The 17,340-nt window shown below is 67.7% G+C and carries 16 protein-coding genes and 1 tRNA gene; 5 read left to right on the top strand and 12 right to left on the bottom strand.

The genetic code is table 11. The features are described 5' to 3' along the window. Window positions 1–124: 124 nt before the first annotated feature. Complete coding sequence (locus D3230_RS00480; RefSeq protein WP_202343060.1) at window positions 125–2,560, bottom strand: Rne/Rng family ribonuclease; 2,436 nt, start codon at window positions 2,558–2,560, stop codon at window positions 125–127. Window positions 2,561–2,876: 316 nt separating this feature from the next. Between D3230_RS00480 and D3230_RS00475 the strand changes: the two genes are divergently transcribed. Continuing rightward, window positions 2,877–3,488 (top strand): vitamin K epoxide reductase family protein, encoded by a 612-nt coding sequence (locus tag D3230_RS00475; RefSeq protein WP_202343059.1) that lies wholly within the window; start codon window positions 2,877–2,879, stop codon window positions 3,486–3,488. Window positions 3,489–3,510: 22 nt separating this feature from the next. On the opposite strand, the gene coaE is transcribed toward D3230_RS00475, so the two are convergent. Then, entirely contained in the window at window positions 3,511–4,122 is a 612-nt protein-coding gene (gene coaE / locus D3230_RS00470; RefSeq protein WP_202343058.1) for a dephospho-CoA kinase, read from the bottom strand. A gap of 47 nt (window positions 4,123–4,169) precedes the next feature. Here coaE and D3230_RS00465 point away from each other — a divergent pair, with 47 nt between their 5' ends. Further along, window positions 4,170–4,775, top strand: coding sequence for a DUF4126 domain-containing protein (locus D3230_RS00465; protein ID WP_202343057.1), 606 nt, complete (start codon window positions 4,170–4,172; stop codon window positions 4,773–4,775). A 121-nt stretch (window positions 4,776–4,896) separates the two neighbouring features. Here the strand turns inward: D3230_RS00465 and rpsA are convergent, their stop codons facing one another. The 3 genes from rpsA to polA form a co-directional block, all read right to left on the bottom strand. Further along, a complete protein-coding gene (gene rpsA, locus D3230_RS00460) occupies window positions 4,897–6,345 on the bottom strand; it encodes a 30S ribosomal protein S1 (protein ID WP_202343056.1) in 1,449 nt (482 codons plus the stop codon). 139 nt (window positions 6,346–6,484) lie between these two features. Further along, entirely contained in the window at window positions 6,485–7,555 is a 1,071-nt protein-coding gene (locus D3230_RS00455) for a helix-turn-helix domain-containing protein (RefSeq protein WP_202343055.1), read from the bottom strand. 104 nt (window positions 7,556–7,659) lie between these two features. Then, complete coding sequence (polA, locus tag D3230_RS00450; RefSeq protein ID WP_202343609.1) at window positions 7,660–10,284, bottom strand: DNA polymerase I; 2,625 nt, start codon at window positions 10,282–10,284, stop codon at window positions 7,660–7,662. A gap of 124 nt (window positions 10,285–10,408) precedes the next feature. Here polA and D3230_RS00445 point away from each other — a divergent pair, with 124 nt between their 5' ends. Beyond that, window positions 10,409–10,855, top strand: a complete 447-nt coding sequence (locus D3230_RS00445) for a hotdog fold thioesterase (RefSeq protein ID WP_202343054.1) — start codon at window positions 10,409–10,411, stop codon at window positions 10,853–10,855. Window positions 10,856–10,937: 82 nt separating this feature from the next. Here D3230_RS00445 and D3230_RS00440 read toward each other — a convergent pair whose 3' ends face one another. Next, the gene (locus D3230_RS00440; RefSeq protein ID WP_087014914.1) at window positions 10,938–11,546 is read right to left on the bottom strand and encodes an ANTAR domain-containing response regulator; all 609 of its coding nucleotides are present in this window, start codon (window positions 11,544–11,546) and stop codon (window positions 10,938–10,940) included. Between the two features lie 172 nt (window positions 11,547–11,718). On the opposite strand from D3230_RS00440, the gene D3230_RS00435 reads away from it, so the two are divergent. Continuing rightward, a tRNA-Leu gene (locus D3230_RS00435) sits at window positions 11,719–11,803 on the top strand. 96 nt (window positions 11,804–11,899) lie between these two features. Here the strand turns inward: D3230_RS00435 and D3230_RS00430 are convergent. Genes D3230_RS00430 through D3230_RS00420 form a run of 3 tightly spaced genes read right to left on the bottom strand, consistent with a single transcriptional unit; the run spans window position 11,900 to window position 12,772 of the window. Beyond that, window positions 11,900–12,211 carry a hypothetical protein gene (locus tag D3230_RS00430; RefSeq protein ID WP_202343053.1) on the bottom strand — a complete coding sequence of 104 codons (312 nt, stop codon included), beginning with the start codon at window positions 12,209–12,211 and terminating at the stop codon, window positions 11,900–11,902. A gap of 56 nt (window positions 12,212–12,267) precedes the next feature. Continuing rightward, window positions 12,268–12,552 (bottom strand): hypothetical protein, encoded by a 285-nt coding sequence (locus tag D3230_RS00425; RefSeq protein ID WP_202343052.1) that lies wholly within the window; start codon window positions 12,550–12,552, stop codon window positions 12,268–12,270. Beyond that, a complete protein-coding gene (locus D3230_RS00420) occupies window positions 12,545–12,772 on the bottom strand; it encodes a hypothetical protein (protein WP_202343051.1) in 228 nt (75 codons plus the stop codon). Before D3230_RS00420 ends, D3230_RS00425 begins: the two co-directional genes overlap by 8 nt. Window positions 12,773–12,927: 155 nt before the next feature. Here D3230_RS00420 and D3230_RS00415 point away from each other — a divergent pair, with 155 nt between their 5' ends. After that, window positions 12,928–14,040: a fatty acid desaturase family protein gene (locus D3230_RS00415; protein WP_202343050.1), complete on the top strand. Its 1,113-nt coding sequence runs from the start codon at window positions 12,928–12,930 to the stop codon at window positions 14,038–14,040. A gap of 80 nt (window positions 14,041–14,120) precedes the next feature. On the opposite strand, the gene D3230_RS00410 is transcribed toward D3230_RS00415, so the two are convergent. From D3230_RS00410 to lgt, 3 genes are read right to left on the bottom strand one after another with little or no spacing between them, the layout of a single operon-like run. After that, window positions 14,121–14,843, bottom strand: coding sequence for a hypothetical protein (locus D3230_RS00410; protein ID WP_202343049.1), 723 nt, complete (start codon window positions 14,841–14,843; stop codon window positions 14,121–14,123). Next, window positions 14,843–16,312, bottom strand: a complete 1,470-nt coding sequence (gene pyk / locus D3230_RS00405; RefSeq protein ID WP_202343048.1) for a pyruvate kinase — start codon at window positions 16,310–16,312, stop codon at window positions 14,843–14,845. The genes D3230_RS00410 and pyk overlap by 1 nt, the downstream gene beginning before the upstream one ends. Window positions 16,313–16,328: 16 nt before the next feature. Beyond that, window positions 16,329–17,312: a prolipoprotein diacylglyceryl transferase gene (gene lgt, locus D3230_RS00400; RefSeq protein ID WP_202343047.1), complete on the bottom strand. Its 984-nt coding sequence runs from the start codon at window positions 17,310–17,312 to the stop codon at window positions 16,329–16,331. Window positions 17,313–17,340 lie beyond the last annotated feature (28 nt).

Genomic DNA, 17,340 nt, shown 5'->3' with positions numbered 1-17,340 from the left:
TTGTCCTGCGTGTCGAAGCGCGGCCGTGCCGGACTTCGAAGTCTGAGGTGTCGCCGCCAGAGCAGCGCCAACGCTCAATAATATCTCGATGTGCGCTCGATGGTCAAATAGGCGCACCCGCGTGTCATCCCTGATCCGACTCTTTTCGGCGCACCGTCGCCTCGAGCGCCTCGGCCAGGGCGAGCTGGGCCGCCTGCGCCTCATCGGCGCGCGACTCGCTGCCCCCGCGGAGCGGAGCGGTCGACACGCGCCGGCTTCGGGCCCGGCCGGATCCCGCGCTCGGCGCGTCCGGAAGGGCGTTCAGCACGGAGTCGAGCAGGTTGCCGCCGCCGGTCGGGGCGGCTGAGGTGGTCGAGCCCGTGGCTCCCCCGAAGCTCGCCCCCGAACGCGGCGCGCTCTCCTGCGGATCCGCGTCGGCCTGCCGCGCCGGGCGCGTGGACACCCGGCCGGTCGCACGCGAGCCGCGGCGCGCACTCCCGGCGCTCGCACTCGGGACATCCGAGCTCGTCGCCGCGGGCGTTGCCTCGACGTGGGTCTCGTCCTTCGCGGGGAGGGTCGAGGCTGCGACCTGGGCGAGCATGTTCTTCGCACCGTCGGAAATGGCGTGCGCCTGCGACTTCGTCTCCTGCTGCGGTGCCTGATGCTGCTGCTGTCCGCGGCCACGCTTCGAGCTCCGCGCGGGTGCCTCGCTCCGATGCCGGGACACGGGCTCGTGGTGCACGATGATGCCGCGGCCCGCGCACACGTCGCAGGGCTCGCTGAACGATTCGAGCAGTCCGAGGCCGAGCTTCTTCCGCGTCATCTGGACGAGGCCCAGCGAGGTCACCTCGGCAACCTGGTGCTTCGTGCGGTCCCGGCTCAGGCACTCCACCATCCGGCGCAGCACGAGATCACGGTTCGACTCGAGCACCATGTCGATGAAGTCGACCACGATGATCCCGCCGATGTCGCGCAGGCGCAGCTGGCGCACGATCTCCTCGGCGGCTTCGAGGTTGTTCTTCGTGACGGTCTCCTCGAGGTTGCCCCCGGAACCCACGAACTTGCCGGTGTTCACGTCGACGACGGTCATCGCCTCGGTGCGGTCGATCACCAGGGAGCCGCCCGAGGGCAGCCAGACCTTGCGATCCAGCGCCTTCGCGATCTGCTCGGTGACGCGGTACTCGTCGAACACGTCCCGCTCGCCGTCGTAGCGCTCCACGCGCGTCAGGAGATCCGGCGCGACCTGCGAGAGGTAGTTCTCGATCACCGTGTAGGTGTCCTGGCCCGAGATCAGCAGCCGCTGGAAGTCCTCGTTGAAGACGTCGCGGATGATCTTGATCAGCATGTCCGGCTCGGAGTGCAGCAGCACGGGGCCGCCGCCCTTCGCGACGCGCTTCTGGATCGACTCCCACTGGCGCGTCAGTCGCTGCACGTCGTGCGTCAGCTGTTCCTCGGTGGCACCCTCGGCCGCCGTGCGCACGATCACGCCCGCGCCGCTCGGGAGCACCTCCTTGAGGATCTTCTTCAGGCGCGCTCGCTCCGTGTCCGGGAGCTTGCGCGAGATGCCGTTCATCGCGCCGCCCGGCACGTACACCAGGAAGCGACCCGGCAGCGAGATCTGGCTCGTGAGCCGCGCACCCTTGTGGCCCACGGGATCCTTCGTGACCTGCACCAGGATCTGATCGCCCGGCTTCAGGGCGTTTTCGATCTTGCGCGCGGTGTTGCCGCCCTCGAACTCCGACCAGTCGACCTCACCGGAGTAGAGCACGGCGTTGCGGCCGCGGCCGATGTCCACGAACGCGGCCTCCATGCTGGGCAGCACGTTCTGGACGCGCCCCAGGTACACGTTGCCGATGAGCGAGCTCTCGCTGGAGCGCGCCACGTAGTGCTCAACGAGCACCTTGTCCTCAAGCACCCCGATCTGGACGCGGTCCGCGGTGGTGCGCACGATCATCTCGCGGTCGACGGACTCGCGGCGGGCAAGAAACTCGGACTCCGTGATGACCACGCGGCGACGCCCCGCGTCGCGTCCGTCCCGGCGGCGCTGCTTCTTTGCCTCGAGCCGAGTGGATCCCTTAATGCGCTGCGGTTCGGTGATTACCGGTGCCTGGCGCTGCTGGCGCCGGGGGGCCTCGTCCTCACTGTGCGATTCAGTGCCGCCCGAGCGCCGGCGGGTGCGGCGAGAAGACGACGCCGTGTCACGATCCTCCGTCTGCGTATCGGTGTCGAAGCGCTGATCGAGGATCTCGTCGAGCTGCCGCAGTTCGCTCGGCCGGAGTTCGCTCCGTCGCGGACGCGGCGGGATCGGCGGGACGTCGGGGGCGAGGAAGATCAGCCGGGTGGTGGCACGGAAGCGCTCAGCGGGGGTCATGTCCGCGAGGGGCAGGACCAGCTGCGGCGTGGGAGCCGCCGGCTCCGCACCGGCCGTGTCCTCGGCGGGGGCGTCGGAGTGCTCCGATGCCGCCTCGGGCGCGCCGGTGTCCTCGCTCGCGTCGGGGGCGTCCTGGGCGTCCGCGATCACTTCGGGTTCCGCAGGCTGCTGCGATTCGTCGTTCTGTTCTGATGTGGTGTCTTTCACCATTGCTGGTGTCTCCTTATGCCCGGAGAAAGCCTGACCTGCTCCGGCAATTCTTCGTCGCACGGGGGTGCCGTGCGTGCGGTTCTCCGCGAGTGTCGTCCACTCGCGCTCGGTCGCTCTTGGACCGGTGACAACCAACGGTCGCCATAAGACTGTGCGTGTTGGGCCCGTTCCAGGGTCCTCACACCGCACTTCATTATGTCACGGTCCACTGAAAAACCGCAGAAACCGTGCCGGATCCCGCGAAGACGCTGCACCACGCACCGCAGTCACGCGGCTCACACCTGGGCATGCAGGCAGTCGCAGTAGGATCGGCGACATGAGCCTTGAACCTCGCACCGTGAAGCGCCCCGTCGGCTTCGCACTGTTCACCATCATCGCGGGGGCCATCGGCCTGTTCGCATCCTGGGAGCTGCTCACCGAGTACATTAAGACGCTCGCCGAGCCGGGCTATGTGCCCAACTGCGCGGTCAGCATCCTCGTCACCTGCGGCCCGAATATGGACTCCTGGCAGGGCTCGCTGTTCGGCTTCAGCAACACCATCATCGGTGTTGCCGGCTTCATGGCACCGATCTTCGTGGGCGTCGCGCTGCTTGCCGGGGCCACCTTCGCCCCGTGGTTCTGGCGCGTCTACCAGCTGGGCCTGCTCGGCGCGTTCGTGTTCGTGATCTGGCTGTTCACGCAGAGCGTGTTCAGCCTCGGCACCCTGTGCCCGTGGTGCATGGTGGTGTGGGCCGTCACGATCCCCCTGTTCTGGGTGAGCGCGTTCCGCCCCATCGCGGCCGGCGACATCCCCGCCTCGGAGCGCACCCGAAGCCTGTTCCAGCAGCTCGCATCCTGGTCCTGGGTGATGATCCTGGTGACCGTCCTGGTCATCGCGTTCATCGCCCAGCTGCAGCTCGACTGGTTCGCGGAGATCGCCCGGGCCTAGTCCCGCGCCCCGCGGCGGCCCGCTACGCCCGTCGCTCCTCCGCGAGCCGCGCCCACAGTGCGTCAACCTGCGCGAGCGTGTCAGCCTCAGTTCCGGAGGTGTCGATGACCACGTCGGCAATGGCGAGCCGTTCCTCGGCGGTGGCCTGCTGCGCGATCCGGCGCCGCGCGTCCTCCTCCGTCATGCCGCGCAGCTCCACCATGCGGGCGATCCGCACCTCCTCGGGCGCGTCGGCGACGACCACGAGGTCGAACTCCCCCGCCCGGCCGGTCTCGGCGAGCAGCGGAATCTCGTACACGATGAGTCCGTCCGGGTTCGCGGCCCGCGCCCCCGCGACCGCCGCCGCGTACAACTGCGCAACCTCGGGGTGCACGATCCCGTTCAGGTCCTGCAGCGCCGCGGCGTCCTGGAACACGATCGCCCCGAGCGCCGCGCGGTCGAGCTCCCCCGCCGCGGTGAGGATCCGATCCGCCCCGAAGCGCTCGGCCACTCGCGCGAGGCCCGGCGTGCCCGGGGCCACCGCGTCACGCGCGAGCTGATCCGCGTCGATGCGCGACGCCCCGAGCTCCGCAAGCCGGCGTCCGATCGTGGATTTGCCGGAGGCGATCCCTCCGGTGAGTGCAATCACCGTCATGGTGTTAGCGTAGCGGCAGAGAGCCACCCGGCCACGCGAGGAGAACCATGCTCGAGCTCATCACCGGCGCGACGCTCGCCGCTTCCGCGGGTCTGAACGCGTATGTTCCGCTGCTCGGACTCGGGCTGCTCTCACGCTTCACCGAGCTGGTGCAGCTCCCCGCCGGATGGGGCTGGCTCGAGAACGAGTGGTCGCTCGGAATCCTCGGGCTGCTGCTGCTCATCGAGGTGCTCGTCGACAAGGTCCCCGCGCTCGACACGGTCAACGACGTGCTCCAGAGCGTGGTGCGCCCCGCATCTGGCGGCATGGTGTTTGCGGCGGGTGCCGCGAGCGACACGGTGGCGGTGCAGGATCCGGCGGCCTTCGTCTCCTCCGGTCAGATCTGGCCGTTTGTGCTCGGCATCGGGATCGCGCTCGTGCCGCACATCCTGAAGGCGGTGGCACGCCCAGTCCTGAACGTGATGACCGCGGGCGCGGGCGCCGCGGTGGCGAGCGTTTTCGAGGACCTCGGCGCGGTGGCACTCACGATCCTGGCCGTCGTGGTGCCCGTGCTCGCCCTCGTCCTGCTCGTGGGCATCGTGGTCTGGCTCGTGCGGCGGCTGCGCCGCGCCCGCCGGGAACGCACCGCCCGTCCCGTACGCATCGAAGGGTGAGTTTCCGGGGCTTCGCGCGTGTGATGCCCCGGAAACTCACCCATGGATGACACGCACGCGCCCGGGAACGCCGCAGGCCCGGCCACCGTGACGGTGACCGGGCCTGCGAACTGCCTGAGGGTTAGTTGCCCTCGAGCTGTGCCTTCAGCGCAGCGAGTGCCGCGTCGTCAGCGAGCGCACCGGCCGAAGCCGAGTCGCTGGAGAAGGAGGACCCGCCGGTCTCCGAGGCAGCCGGAGCCGCGATGATCTCGGTGAGCGAGGCAGCAACCTGCTTCTTGTGTGCTTCCCAACGCTCCTGGGCAGCAGCGTACTCCTGCTCCCACTTCTCGCGCTGCGACTCGAAGCCTTCCTTCCACTCCTGCGTCTCAGGATCGAAGCCCTCGGGGTACTTGTACTCGCCGTTCTCGTCGTACTCGGTGGTCATGCCGTAGAGTGCGGGATCGAACTCGGTGCCCTCGGGGTCGACGCCATCGTTCGCCTGCTTGAGGCTGAGCGAGATGCGGCGGCGATCCAGATCGATGTCGATGATCTTGACGAAGACTTCCTGGCCGGCCGAAACGACCTGCTCAGCAAGCTCAACGTGCTGACCCGACAGCTCGGAGATGTGCACGAGGCCCTCGATGCCGTCGGCAACGCGAACGAACGCGCCGAACGGAACGAGCTTCGTGACGACACCCGGGGCGATCTGACCGATCGCGTGGGTGCGCGCGAAGACCTGCCAGGGGTCCTCCTGCGTTGCCTTCAGCGACAGCGACACGCGCTCGCGATCCAGCTCGACGGAGAGCACCTCGACGGTGACTTCCTGGCCCACCTCGACGACGTCGGAGGCGTGCTCGATGTGCTTCCAGGAGAGCTCGGAGACGTGCACGAGGCCGTCAACGCCGCCCAGGTCAACGAACGCACCGAAGTTGACGATCGAGGAGATGACACCCTTGCGGACCTGGCCGGGCTTGAGCTCGGCGAGGAACGAGGAGCGCGTCGCGGACTGCGTCTCTTCGAGGAGGGCACGGCGCGAGAGGACCACGTTGTTGCGGTTCTTGTCGAGCTCGAGGATCTTCGCTTCGATCTCCTGACCCAGGTACGGGGTGAGGTCGCGCACGCGGCGCAGCTCGATGAGCGAAGCGGGGAGGAAGCCACGGAGCCCGATGTCAACGATGAGGCCGCCCTTGACGACCTCGATGACGGTGCCGGTGACGACGCCCTCGTTCTCCTTGATCTTCTCCACGTCGCCCCATGCACGCTCGTACTGAGCGCGCTTCTTCGACAGGATCAGGCGACCTTCCTTGTCCTCCTTCTGGAGAACGAGCGCCTCGACCGAGTCGCCGACCTGGACGACCTCATCCGGGTCCACGTCGTGCTTGATGGAAAGTTCGCGGGAGGGAATGACACCCTCAGTCTTGAACCCGACGTCGAGGAGGACCTCGTCGCGGTCAATCTTCACAACGGTGCCCTCGATGAGGTCGCCGTCGTTGAAGGACTTAATGGTCAGTTCGACCGCTGCAAGGAAGTCTTCGGCTGAGCCGATGTCGTTTACTGCGACCTGCTTGCTCGTGGTCGTTGCGTTCGTCATGTAATTGGTCTCCAGAATGGACAGGATATTCAGGCGAGGCGCGCGTGATTCCCCGGTTTCCGTGAGATGACTCTCGCGGAGGGTGAGGCGCTCGACTCGCATGTGGACATGGTTGAGTCGCCACAAATGTGACGGTTCATCATACCTCGGGATGTGACCCGCGGGCAAGCCGTGATTCGCGGCGTTTCGCCGCCGGCCCGGACACCGCGGCGGCGAGGACGCAGGCGACCGCAACGGCCACCGCCGCCAGTGCGATGAGGAGCAGGATGTTCGACTCGAGCACGGCGCTGTCCCAGCGCAGCAGATCCGGCGCCCAGGTCCAGCGCACGCCCAGCACGCGGTCCACGGCCCAGTTGATGGCGGGGGCGGCGACCGCGACGATGAGGGCGACGACCGCCGCGGAGATCCACCCGGACCCGGGAAGGTACCGGATCGCGAGCGCGATCGCCCACACGAGCGCGCACCCGATTCCCGCGAGCGGAAGCATCGGCCACGCCCACAGCTCGGGGCGTCCGGTCACGAGGGCGATGACGAGCAGCAGCAGGGCAAGCGCGACCGTGCTGATCGCGAGGGAGAGCACCGTCAGGTGCCGGTTCACGGGGTGCGGCAAGCTCGCAGAGCGGAGCAGGATCGGCGCGAACACGCACACGAGCCCGAACAGGACCGCCGCGAACACGATCCAGATCCATGCCCCGGGGGCGTGCTGCGCGCGGACGATTAGGAGCAGCGCCGCGAGGCTGACGGCGGCTCCGCCGAGCGCGCTCCACCCGCGCTGCGGGATCGGGAGCAGCGGGAGCGTGGTGAGCGAGAACGCGAGGGCGACGGCGGCGAGCACGATCCAGAACCAGCTCAGCGTGTGCGACACCGAGAGGTTCACGATGACGCAGGTGAGGAGGGTCACCGCATACGCGATCCCGGTGGTCCACAGAATCGCGGACCGCCACCCCCGGTAGGCGCGGGCGTCGCGTTGCACGGCGCGGCCCTCATGGTCCTCGCTCGCGCTGATGAGCTCGTTGCCGCTCACATTGAGCTCCGCCGCGAGCGACTGCACGAGCGTGATGTCGGGGTATGAGAGCCCGCGTTCCCATTTGGATACCGCGGATTCGGTGACGTGGAGGCGGGCCGCGAGCTCGCGCTGGGTGATGCCGAGCGCGCGGCGGCGCTCGCTCACGAAGCGGCCGAGGTCGCGTTTGGAAGTTTCGGAGGTCATGAGTCCATCTCAGCAGGAAGGGCGGTCAGGAATGCGAAGAACCGCGTGATTCCGGGACTCGACCGTTCGGCCAGTCCCGGAATCACGCGGTTCCCCGGGTGCCGCTAGTGCGCGGCGGCGTTCCAGTTCGTGCCGTGGCCCACCTGCACCTCGAGCGGCACGTCGAGTTCGGCGGCCCCCGCCATCTCCTCGCGCACGATGGCTTCGAGCTGGTCCCATTCGCCGGCGGCGACCTCGAACATGAGCTCATCGTGGATCTGCAGCAGCATGCGCGAGCGCAGCTCGGCGGCGCGCATGCGGCGTTCGACCCCGATCATCGCGATCTTGATGATGTCCGCCGCCGAACCCTGGATTGGCGCGTTGAGCGCCGCGCGCTCCGCGTTCTCGCGCAGGATCCGGTTGGGGCTTGCGAGGTCCGGGAACGGCCGGCGGCGTCCGAAAATCGTCTCGGTGAAGGTGTCGCGCTTCGCCTGATCCACCACGGAGCGCAGGTAGTCGCGCACCCCGCCGAACCGCTCGAAGTAGTCCGTCATCAGCTGCTTGGCCTCAGCGGCCGAGATCCCCAACTGCTTCGACAGGCCGAACGCGGACAGCCCGTACGCGAGGCCGTAGGACATCGCCTTCACCTTCGCGCGCATCTCGCTCGTGACCTCCTCCGGCGGAACGCCGAAGATCCGGGCGCCCACGAAGCGGTGGAGGTCCTCCCCCGCGTTGAACGCCTCGATGAGGCCTTCGTCGCCCGAGAGGTGCGCCATGATCCGCATCTCGATCTGCGAGTAGTCGGCCGTCATCAGCGTCTCGAAGTCGGCCGAGTGGATAAAGCCCTCGCGGATCCGACGGCCCTCCTCGGAGCGCACCGGGATGTTCTGCAGGTTCGGATCCGTGGAGGCGAGCCGCCCCGTGCTCGAGCCCGTCTGCACGAGGGTTGTGTGGATCCGCCCGTCCGGCTGCACCGCTTTGATCAGCGTCTCGACCATCTGCCGCAGCTTGTTCGCGTCGCGGTGCGCGAGGAGGGCCCCCAGGAACGGGTGCGGGCTCTTCTGCTGCAGATCGGCAAGCGCCGCGGCGTCGGTCGTGTAGCCGCTCTTCGTCTTGCGGGTCTTGGGCATGTCCAGCTCTTCGAACAGCACGACCTGGAGCTGCTTCGGGGAGGACAGGTTGACCTCGTGCCCGATCGCGGCGAAGGCCTCCTGCTCGAGACTCGTGACACGCTCGGTCAGCTCGGCGTGATGCGCCTCGAACAGCGGGAGGTCGATCTCAACGCCGCGCTGCTCCAGGTCTGCGAGCACCGGGACCAGCGGCAACTCGATGTCCGCGTAGATGTCCCCCGTGCGATCCGGGAAGCGGCTCACGGCTGCCGCGTGTGCGCGCACCACGTACCAGGCGAGGGCGGCCGCATCGGCTGCGCTGCCCTCCTCGGGCACGAGCTGGTTCGGGTCGCCCTCGGGGACCTGCTCGCCGAGGAACCGGAACACGGCCTCCGCGATGGTCTTCTCCGGGGTCGCCGGGCGCAGCAGGTAGGCGGCGAGCAGCAGGTCGCCCGCGATCCCGCCGATGCGTACGCCCGCCGCGTCCGCCGCGCGGATCTGGCGTTTCGCGTCGAAGAACACCTTCGGGGCGTCGGAGGCGAGCCACTCCTCGAACTGCGCGTAGTCGCGCCCACCCGGGATCCACTGGAAGCGCACCGCGGACTCGGGGGTCGCGGCGCCCACTTCGAATCCGGCGTCGCTGTGCTGGATCACGAGCGCCGGAGTGTCCGCCTTGGCGAGCCAGTCCCCCAGTTCCTCGTCGATCAGCAGCTTCGCGGCCGGCCGCTCGGGCGCGAGCGGGGTGGCCGCGGACGTGGCCCCGCCCGTCGGCACCTCGGCGCCGGCGAGCTTCCCCACGCGCTGCAGCAGCGTGCGGAACTCGAGCTTCGCGAACATCTCCTGCACCGCGGCCATATCGATCTCGCCGCGCTTCAGCTCGTCGAGCTCAATGCCGAGTTCCACGTCGCGCACCAGCCGGTTGAGGCGGCGGTTGCGCTCCGCGAGGTGCGCGTGCTCTCGCAGGCTTTCGCCCACCCTGCCGCCGACCTCGTCCTGCCGGCGCAGGATCTCCTCGAGTGAGCCGAACTGGTTGATCCACTTGACCGCGGTCTTTTCCCCGACGCGCGGGATGCCGGGCAGGTTATCGCTGGTCTCGCCCACGAGTGCCGCGATCTCGGGGTACTGCTCGGGGCGCACGCCGTAGCGCTCCATGACCTTCTCCGCGTCATAGCGGGTGAGCTCGCTGACGCCCTGCTTGGACGGGTAGAGCAGGGTGATCCGGTCATCCACGAGCTGGATCGTGTCGCGGTCGCCGCTGACCACGAGCACGCGGTACCCGGCATCGGCCGCGCGCGTCGCGAGGGTCGCGAGGATGTCATCAGCCTCGTACCCCTCCTTCTCGATGGTGGTGATCCCCATGGTGTGCAGGGCCTCCTGCAGCAGCGGGATCTGTCCCTTGAACTCGACGGGCGTCTCGCCGCGCGTGCCCTTGTACTCGGGGTACTCCTCGGTACGGAATGAGTGGCGCGAAATATCGAAGGCCACCGCAAGCGCGTCGGGGGTTTCGTTGCTGAGCAGATTGATCAGCATCGCGATGAAGCCGTGAATGGCGTTCGTGTGCTGCCCCGTCTGGGTCTGAAAACTGTCGACCGGGAGCGCGTAAAAGGCGCGGAAGGCCAGCGAGTGGCCGTCGATGATCATGAGGGTAGGCTGAGGCGTATTCGACACACGTCAAGCCTACAAGTCACCACCGACGTTCACACGGTCGAGTTTCACGCGGGCGCGTGCGACGCGACACGTCCCATCCGGAAGGCCTCTCACCACGATGACTCAGCACGCCACCCCCACCCCCACCCCTGCGGCCGCCGCGGATCAGCTCGACTACCTGCGCGAACGCGGCATTGGTGCCCTCGCGACCACGATGGGCGTCGAGTTCACGGAGTTCACCACCGAGCGCGCGGTGGCCGTCATGCCGGTTGAGGGCAACACACAGCCCATCATGCTCATGCACGGGGGTGCCTACGTGGTGCTCGGCGAGACGCTGGGGTCCATGCACGCAAACCTTGTCGCACCCGAGGGGCACGTCGCAGTCGGGCTCGACATCAACGCGACGCACACGGGCTCGGCCCGCACGGGCATGGTCACGGGCGTGTGCACGCCCATCAAGTTGGGCCGCAGCGTCGCCGTCCACGAGATCGTGATCACCAACGATCAGGGCCAGCGCTGCTCCACGGTGCGCATCACGAACTTCTACAAGCGCATCGCGGGATAACCCACCGATGCCCGGACGCACAACGCCCCGGATCCGTGAGGGATCCGGGGCGTTCGTGTGGCCGTGCGGGGTGTGACCTGACTCAGTCCTTCTTGGTGCCGAGCTGGTCGATGATCGTCTTCGCCACGTCCTGCATGGTGAGGCGGCGGTCCATCGAGGCCTTCTGGATCCAGCGGAACGCATCGGGCTCGCTGAGGCCCATCTTGTCGTTCAGGATGCCCTTGGCGCGGTCGACAAGCTTGCGGGTTTCGAAACGCTCGGCGAGATCGGCGACCTCGTTCTCGAGCGTGACGATCTGCTGGAACCGCGAGAGCGCGATCTCGATCGCGGGGAGCAGATCCGCCGGCGTGAAGGGCTTCACCACGTAGGCCAGGGCACCCGCCTCGCTGGCGCGCTCCACGAGCTCACGCTGGCTGAACGCCGTGAGCAGCACGACAGGGGCGAGCTGCTGCTTGTTGATGCGCTCGGCCGCGGAAATTCCGTCGAGCTGGGGCATCTTGACGTCCATCACAACGAGGTCGGGACGGAGCTCCTCGACAAGCTTGACCGCGGTCTCGCCGTCGCCGGCTTCACCGACCACGTCAAAGCCGTTGTCGCGCAGCGTCTCGACAATGTCGAGGCGGATCAGGGACTCGTCTTCCGCAACGACGACGCGGCGCGGGGTGTTCGATGCAGTGCTTTGGTCATTCACCCTTTCAGCTTACGACATTTGGCACCACGTTTCCCTGAATTCATCGGCGGTTCTGCCCAGCTTCGCGGTTCGCGCGGGCGTGGCGGCGCGTTCGTGCGCGCGGACGCGCTCCGCTGCGCTAAGGTGGTCTCTGTTGCTCAGCCGCGCCCCGGCTGGGAACACGCACGGTCCGGCCGGATTGGCGGAATTGGCAGACGCGGCGCACTCAAAATGCGTTGTCGAAAGACGTGCGGGTTCGAGTCCCGCATCCGGCACCACAGGCGAAGGCCCCGACTCCCCCACGAAACACTGGGGAGGCGGGGCCTTCGGTATTTCCGGATGGGCGACTCGCCGGGAGGCCTCGGACATGAGCCCTACATCTGGATCGCACCACCAAACACCAGCGCAAACACGATAAGTCCGATACCCACCACCGCACTGATCGAGCCCAGCACGAGACCTGTTACCGCGAGGCGCTTCGGCTGCCGCCGCCTCAGTGCACCGATACCGACCACGACGCCGAAGGCCCCCAGGGCGATGCTTGCATAGCAGAGGTATGCCCCGAACCAGGGGGTGAAAAACAGCACCAGGAGCACGATGCTTGCGATACCCGAGGTCAACGCCGACGTTGCGGCCCGCGTGCCGTACGCCTCGGCGGCGGCGTGAGTGCCTGGTCCTGCGGCCATGACGTTCCCCCTCGAATGCACGATGACTGCGTGTTCAGACCATACACCAATATTGGTCACTGTCCAGTGTTTTGGTTGCGCGAGCCGGCGGGGACCTCCGCGTCCCGCTTCGCACGGCGCTCCGCCCGCTTCGCCATCCGGTACCGCGCGATCGTGTCGCCCCACGTCTCCGCGGTCGAGTCCGGGCGTTCCCACACCACAATGAGCGCTGTCGCAATGGGCCCGAAGAACAGGCTCACGACGAACCATGCTAGCCGGGAACGCCCCTTCTGTTCAGCCAGCCCGGCATTGATCAGGGCAAGCGTGAACCAGAAGGTACCGACCGGAACCGCATCATTCATGGGGCAAGGATAGCTCGGACTCAGTTTCTCCCTCGGCCTCGCCGCTCGGCATCCCGCCAATGAATCCCACGACCGCACCGATCGCAACGCCGACGCCGATTCCCATGCCGACGAGCCCCATGGCGATGCCGATCGCGGTTCCGATGCCGCCGCACACGATGATCGCCCCGACCATCCAGGCGGTACTTGCGGTGAAGAATCGGTTGCGCTGCGTGTTCATGTTTCCAGGGTACGCCTGTTTCGGCACCCGTGAATCCGCACCGTATCCCGGGATTCGCATGTGCACGTGAGTAGGCTCGGGGGAGCGATCGGCAACCGCCCTTGGCTGTGCTGCCGAGTTCGTACTGAGCTCGCCAATAGAACGGTGGCCGTACGATGACGTTAACCTCTCCCCCCGCGCTCTCGGGGCTCGGGCCGCTGCGGCCGACCCGCGCGAAGACCGGGGACTTCCCGCCCGTCGCGAAGGCCTACCGGGAGGTGTCGCAGATCGCCAAGGAATCCGGGCTCCTGCGCCGTGCTCCGGGTTTCTACGCGCTGGTCGGCGTCGGAATCGCACTCGCACTGGGCGGCGTCATCACGGGGTTCATCCTGCTGGGTGACAGCTGGTTCCAGCTCCTCATCGCCGCCGCACTCGCCATCGTGCTCACGCAGATCGGGTTCGTCGCGCACGAGGCCGCGCACCGGGTCATCCTGGCGACCGGCCCCGCGAACGATCGGCTTGCCCGCGGGCTCATGGGATTCATCGGCATGAGCTATTCCTGGTGGGACTCCAAGCACTCCCGACACCACCAGAATCCGAACCGGATCGGCAAGGACCCGGACATCGAGACCGATACCATCTCGTTCGTGGAGGAGAGCGCCGCACAGTCGCGCGGTTTCGTCCGTGCCCTCACGAAGCGTCAGGGCTGGCTGTTCTTCCCGCTCCTCACGCTCGAAGGGCTCAACCTGCACCTGCACGGCCTCAAGCACCTGTGCAGCCGCACCCCAGTGAAGGGGCGCTGGATCGAGCTGTCGCTCATCATCGGGCGCTTCGTGCTCTTCCTCACCCCGATCTTCGTGCTACTGCCGCTCGGGAAGGCCTTCGCATTCCTGGGCGTCATGTTCGCGATCTTTGGCGTCTACATGGGCGCCTCGTTCGCCCCCAACCACAAGGGCATGCCCGTGATCGCGCACGACGCACGCCTCGACTTCTTCACGAAGCAGGTCCGCACCTCCCGCAACATTCGCGGCGGCTGGTGGGCGACGTGGCTCATGGGCGGACTGAACTATCAGATCGAACACCACCTGTTCCCCAGCATGGCGCGCCCGCACCTCGCGAAGGCCAGCCAGATCGTGAAGGAACACTGCCGCACGCTCGACGTCCCGTACACGGAGACCTCGCTGCTGCAGTCATACGGGATCGTGATCCGGTACCTGAACCGGGTGGGACTCGCCGCACGGGATCCGTTCGACTGCCCGATCGCCGCGCAGCACGGCCGCGCCCGCTAGCGCGAGCGCCCCAGAGCAACAGAAACGGCTCGGTTCCCCGCGGGGAATCGAGCCGTTTCTGTGTGCAGTGAGTGGCACGCCTACGGCGTATTCGCCGCGCGGATCGCCTCGATCGCGGGCGGCCCAAACTCGCCGCTCGCGGTGCCGACCTCGGCGACCCAGAGGTCGCCGACGAAGTGGTTCCGCTGCACCACCGTGGCAATCCCCCCGGGCGTCACGAGCGTGTACCGCGCGACGTCGCCGACCGTGTCCTGCTGGAAGTCGGAGGCGTCGAGCGCGGCGCGGAACTCGGTCCGGGTCGCCGCGGGAAGCACTCCCATCAGCAGCGTGACACTCGCGGAGCTGCTCGGGATCCCCCAGCTGCACCGCAGCAGCGGATCCGCCTGCTCGAGCGCGGTGAGCGTCGCCGGGCCAAAGATCATGTCCGTCGCCTGCTGCGTGAGCATCGCGGCAACATCATCCTCGAACAGCGTGAAGTTTGCCTGGCCGCTCAGCTCCCGCGCCTGCTCGGGAGAAATGAGATCGGCGCACGCAGGAAAGGTGATCGGCGCAGCAAACGGATCCGGCGCGGTCGTCGGGGTCGGCGCTTCGGTCGTCGGCGCTTGGGTCGTCGGCGCTTCGGTCGTCGGGGAGCTTGTCGTGGGCCTCGGCGGGGCCGTCTCCTCACCCGGTTCCGGCGCGCAGGCGGTGACGCCGAGCAGCGCCGTGGCGAGCACGGTGGCGGCCCCGGCGCGCGCGATCGCACTCCGGCCCCGCCACGCCGAGGTCGGTCGCCCGACCCCGGCTGCAGCACGCCCGAACACTACGCGCCTTCGCCCTGCAGCGTGTGCTTGCGGGGCCCGGCCTCGGGCAGCTGCCCGGTCGTCTCCCCCATGCGGTGGATCCGGAGCGTGTTCGTGGTGCCGACGATCCCGGGAGGGGACCCGGCGATGATGACGACCTTCTCGCCAATCTGCGCGCGCGACTTCTCGAGCAGCAGCTGGTCGGCCTGCGCGAACATCTCATCGGTGCTGTCGACGCGCGGCACCTCGTAGCTGCGGGCACCCCAGGTGAGCTCCATGCGCCGGCGCGTGTTCGCGTCGGGCGTGAAGCCGAGAATCGGAATCGGCCGGCGCAGGCGCGACATGCGGCGCACGGTGTCGCCGGACTCCGTGAAGACGCAAATGTAGCGCGCACCGATAAAGTCGGCGACCTCGGAGGCGGCGAGGGTGAGCGCACCGCCCTGGCTGCGAGGCTCGGCACCGAGCGGCTCGATCCGGTCCAGCGCGTGCTCCTCGGTGGCCTCGATGATGCGCGCCATCGTCGCGACCGCTTCGACGGGGTACGCACCCACGCTGGTCTCGCCGGACAGCATGACCGCGTCCGCACCGTCGAGCACGGCGTTGGCACAGTCGGAGGCCTCCGCGCGGGTGGGGCGCGGGTTCTCGATCATCGATTCGAGCACCTGCGTCGCCACAATCACGGGCTTCGCGTTGCGGCGCGCCAGCGCGACCGCCTCGGCCTGCACCACGGGAACACGTTCGAGCGGCATCTCGACGCCCAGGTCACCGCGAGCGACCATGATGCCGTCGAACGCCGCGACGATCTCTTCGAGGTTCTCGACGGCCTGCGGCTTCTCGATCTTGGCGATCACCGGCAGGCGCGTGCCTTCCTCGTCCATGATCTCGTGCACGCGGGTGATATCCGCCGCGTTGCGCACGAACGAGAGCGCGATGTAGTCCGCGCCCAGCGCGAGAGCCCAGCGCAGGTCTTCTTCGTCTTTCTCGGAGAGCGCCGGAACATTCACGGCGACGCCCGGGAGGTTGATGCCCTTGTTGTTGGACACGGCACCCGGGACCTCCACCGTGGTGTAGACCGTGTCCTCGGTCACGCGCACCGCGCGCAACGCCACCTTGCCGTCGTCGACGAGGAGCGGATCCCCGGGCTTCACATCCCCGGGGAGACCCTTGTGCGTTGTGCCGGCCAGCTCGCGCGTTCCCACGACCTCACGGGTCGTGATCGCGAACTCGTCGCCCACCTCAAGCTGGTACGGGCCACCCTCGAACTTGCCCAGCCGGATCTTCGGGCCCTGCAGGTCCGCCAGGACCGCGATCGGCCGGCCGACCTCGATCTCAGCGCGCCGAATGTTCCGGTAAATTCCCTCGTGCACGTTGTACGTCCCGTGGGACATGTTGAGCCGGGCGACATTGACACCGGCTCGGATCAGTTCGAGCGTGTGGTCGTAGCTGGAGACCGCGGGGCCCCAGGTGGCAACGATCTTGGCGTGGCGCATCTACACTCCTTCTTGGTTATTCGGATTTCACAGGCACTGCAGCGCTCGCGGGCTCGGCGGGCGCGGCGGCAATTGCCCCGGCCGGCTGGTCCCCGTGATCGAGCACGTGGTAAAACTCCTCAGAATTTGCGGTGTCGGTCAACACCGAGTCAAGCGGGTTGCTGCGCCCCGGCAGGTACACCGAGGTCTCGATGCCAACGTGGCGTCGGCGCTGCACGACATAGATCACGATGCCGACCACGATCGCGAGCAGCGCGGCGAGCACGTTGGTGCGGATGCCCAGGAAGAGCAGGCTCGGGTCGACGCGCAGGGACTCCGTGAAGGCGCGGCCAATGCCGTACCAGACGAGGTACATCGCGAAGAACATGCCCCAGCGCGGGCGCCACTTCCGCTCGATCGCGAGCAGCACGATGATTCCCAGAACGTTCCAGGCAGCCTCGTACAGGAAGGTCGGATGGAACAGCGTCCCCTCCGGCAGGCCGATCGGGAAGGCGGCGTTGCTGGACTCGATCTCCAGGCCCCAGGGCAGCGTCGTGGGGCCGCCGAAGAGCTCGTGGTTGAACCAGTTGCCCAGGCGGCCGACGGCCTGTGCAAGCAGGAGGCCCGGTACGAGCGCGTCCGCGAACGACCAGAATCGGATGCCCGAGATCTTCGAGGCGATCAACACGCCGATGCCGCCGCCGATCAGCGCACCGAAGATCGCGATGCCCCCGTTCCAGAACGCGAGGATCTCGAGCGGGTTCTTGCCCGCCCCGAAGTAATCGCCCCAGTGCGTCACGACGTGGTACAGGCGCGCACCGACAATGCCGAGCACGAGCGACCACACGAGGAAGTCAAACACCGCGCCGCGTTCGCCGCCGCGCTGGCCGATCCTGCGCGCCGTCCAGATCGCGGCGAGCACGATCCCCACAATGATGCAGAGCGCGTAGAAATAGATCCGCAACGGACCGATCTGAAGAAACTGCATCTCAGGGCTCGGGATGCTCAGTGGGAGAATCATTCACTCCTCTTTCGCCTGCGGCAACGCC

The sequence above is a fragment of the Leucobacter chromiireducens subsp. solipictus genome (assembly GCF_016758195.1).
Taxonomy (GTDB): Bacteria; Actinomycetota; Actinomycetes; order Actinomycetales; family Microbacteriaceae; genus Leucobacter; species Leucobacter solipictus.
This window is presented reverse-complemented; position numbering and strand designations above follow the sequence as displayed.

What these genes read in the sequence shown, in the direction of transcription:
- D3230_RS00480 (WP_202343060.1), bottom strand. Translation starts at nt 2,560, where the DNA reads ATGGTGAAAGACACCACATCAGAACAGAACGACGAATCGCAGCAGCCT.
- D3230_RS00475 (WP_202343059.1), top strand. Translation starts at nt 2,877, where the DNA reads ATGAGCCTTGAACCTCGCACCGTGAAGCGCCCCGTCGGCTTCGCACTG.
- coaE (WP_202343058.1), bottom strand. Translation starts at nt 4,122, where the DNA reads ATGACGGTGATTGCACTCACCGGAGGGATCGCCTCCGGCAAATCCACG.
- D3230_RS00465 (WP_202343057.1), top strand. Translation starts at nt 4,170, where the DNA reads ATGCTCGAGCTCATCACCGGCGCGACGCTCGCCGCTTCCGCGGGTCTG.
- rpsA (WP_202343056.1), bottom strand. Translation starts at nt 6,345, where the DNA reads ATGACGAACGCAACGACCACGAGCAAGCAGGTCGCAGTAAACGACATC.
- D3230_RS00455 (WP_202343055.1), bottom strand. Translation starts at nt 7,555, where the DNA reads ATGACCTCCGAAACTTCCAAACGCGACCTCGGCCGCTTCGTGAGCGAG.
- polA (WP_202343609.1), bottom strand. Translation starts at nt 10,284, where the DNA reads ATGATCATCGACGGCCACTCGCTGGCCTTCCGCGCCTTTTACGCGCTC.
- D3230_RS00445 (WP_202343054.1), top strand. Translation starts at nt 10,409, where the DNA reads ATGACTCAGCACGCCACCCCCACCCCCACCCCTGCGGCCGCCGCGGAT.
- D3230_RS00430 (WP_202343053.1), bottom strand. Translation starts at nt 12,211, where the DNA reads ATGGCCGCAGGACCAGGCACTCACGCCGCCGCCGAGGCGTACGGCACG.
- D3230_RS00425 (WP_202343052.1), bottom strand. Translation starts at nt 12,552, where the DNA reads ATGAATGATGCGGTTCCGGTCGGTACCTTCTGGTTCACGCTTGCCCTG.
- D3230_RS00420 (WP_202343051.1), bottom strand. Translation starts at nt 12,772, where the DNA reads ATGAACACGCAGCGCAACCGATTCTTCACCGCAAGTACCGCCTGGATG.
- D3230_RS00415 (WP_202343050.1), top strand. Translation starts at nt 12,928, where the DNA reads ATGACGTTAACCTCTCCCCCCGCGCTCTCGGGGCTCGGGCCGCTGCGG.
- pyk (WP_202343048.1), bottom strand. Translation starts at nt 16,312, where the DNA reads ATGCGCCACGCCAAGATCGTTGCCACCTGGGGCCCCGCGGTCTCCAGC.
- lgt (WP_202343047.1), bottom strand. Translation starts at nt 17,312, where the DNA reads ATGATTCTCCCACTGAGCATCCCGAGCCCTGAGATGCAGTTTCTTCAG.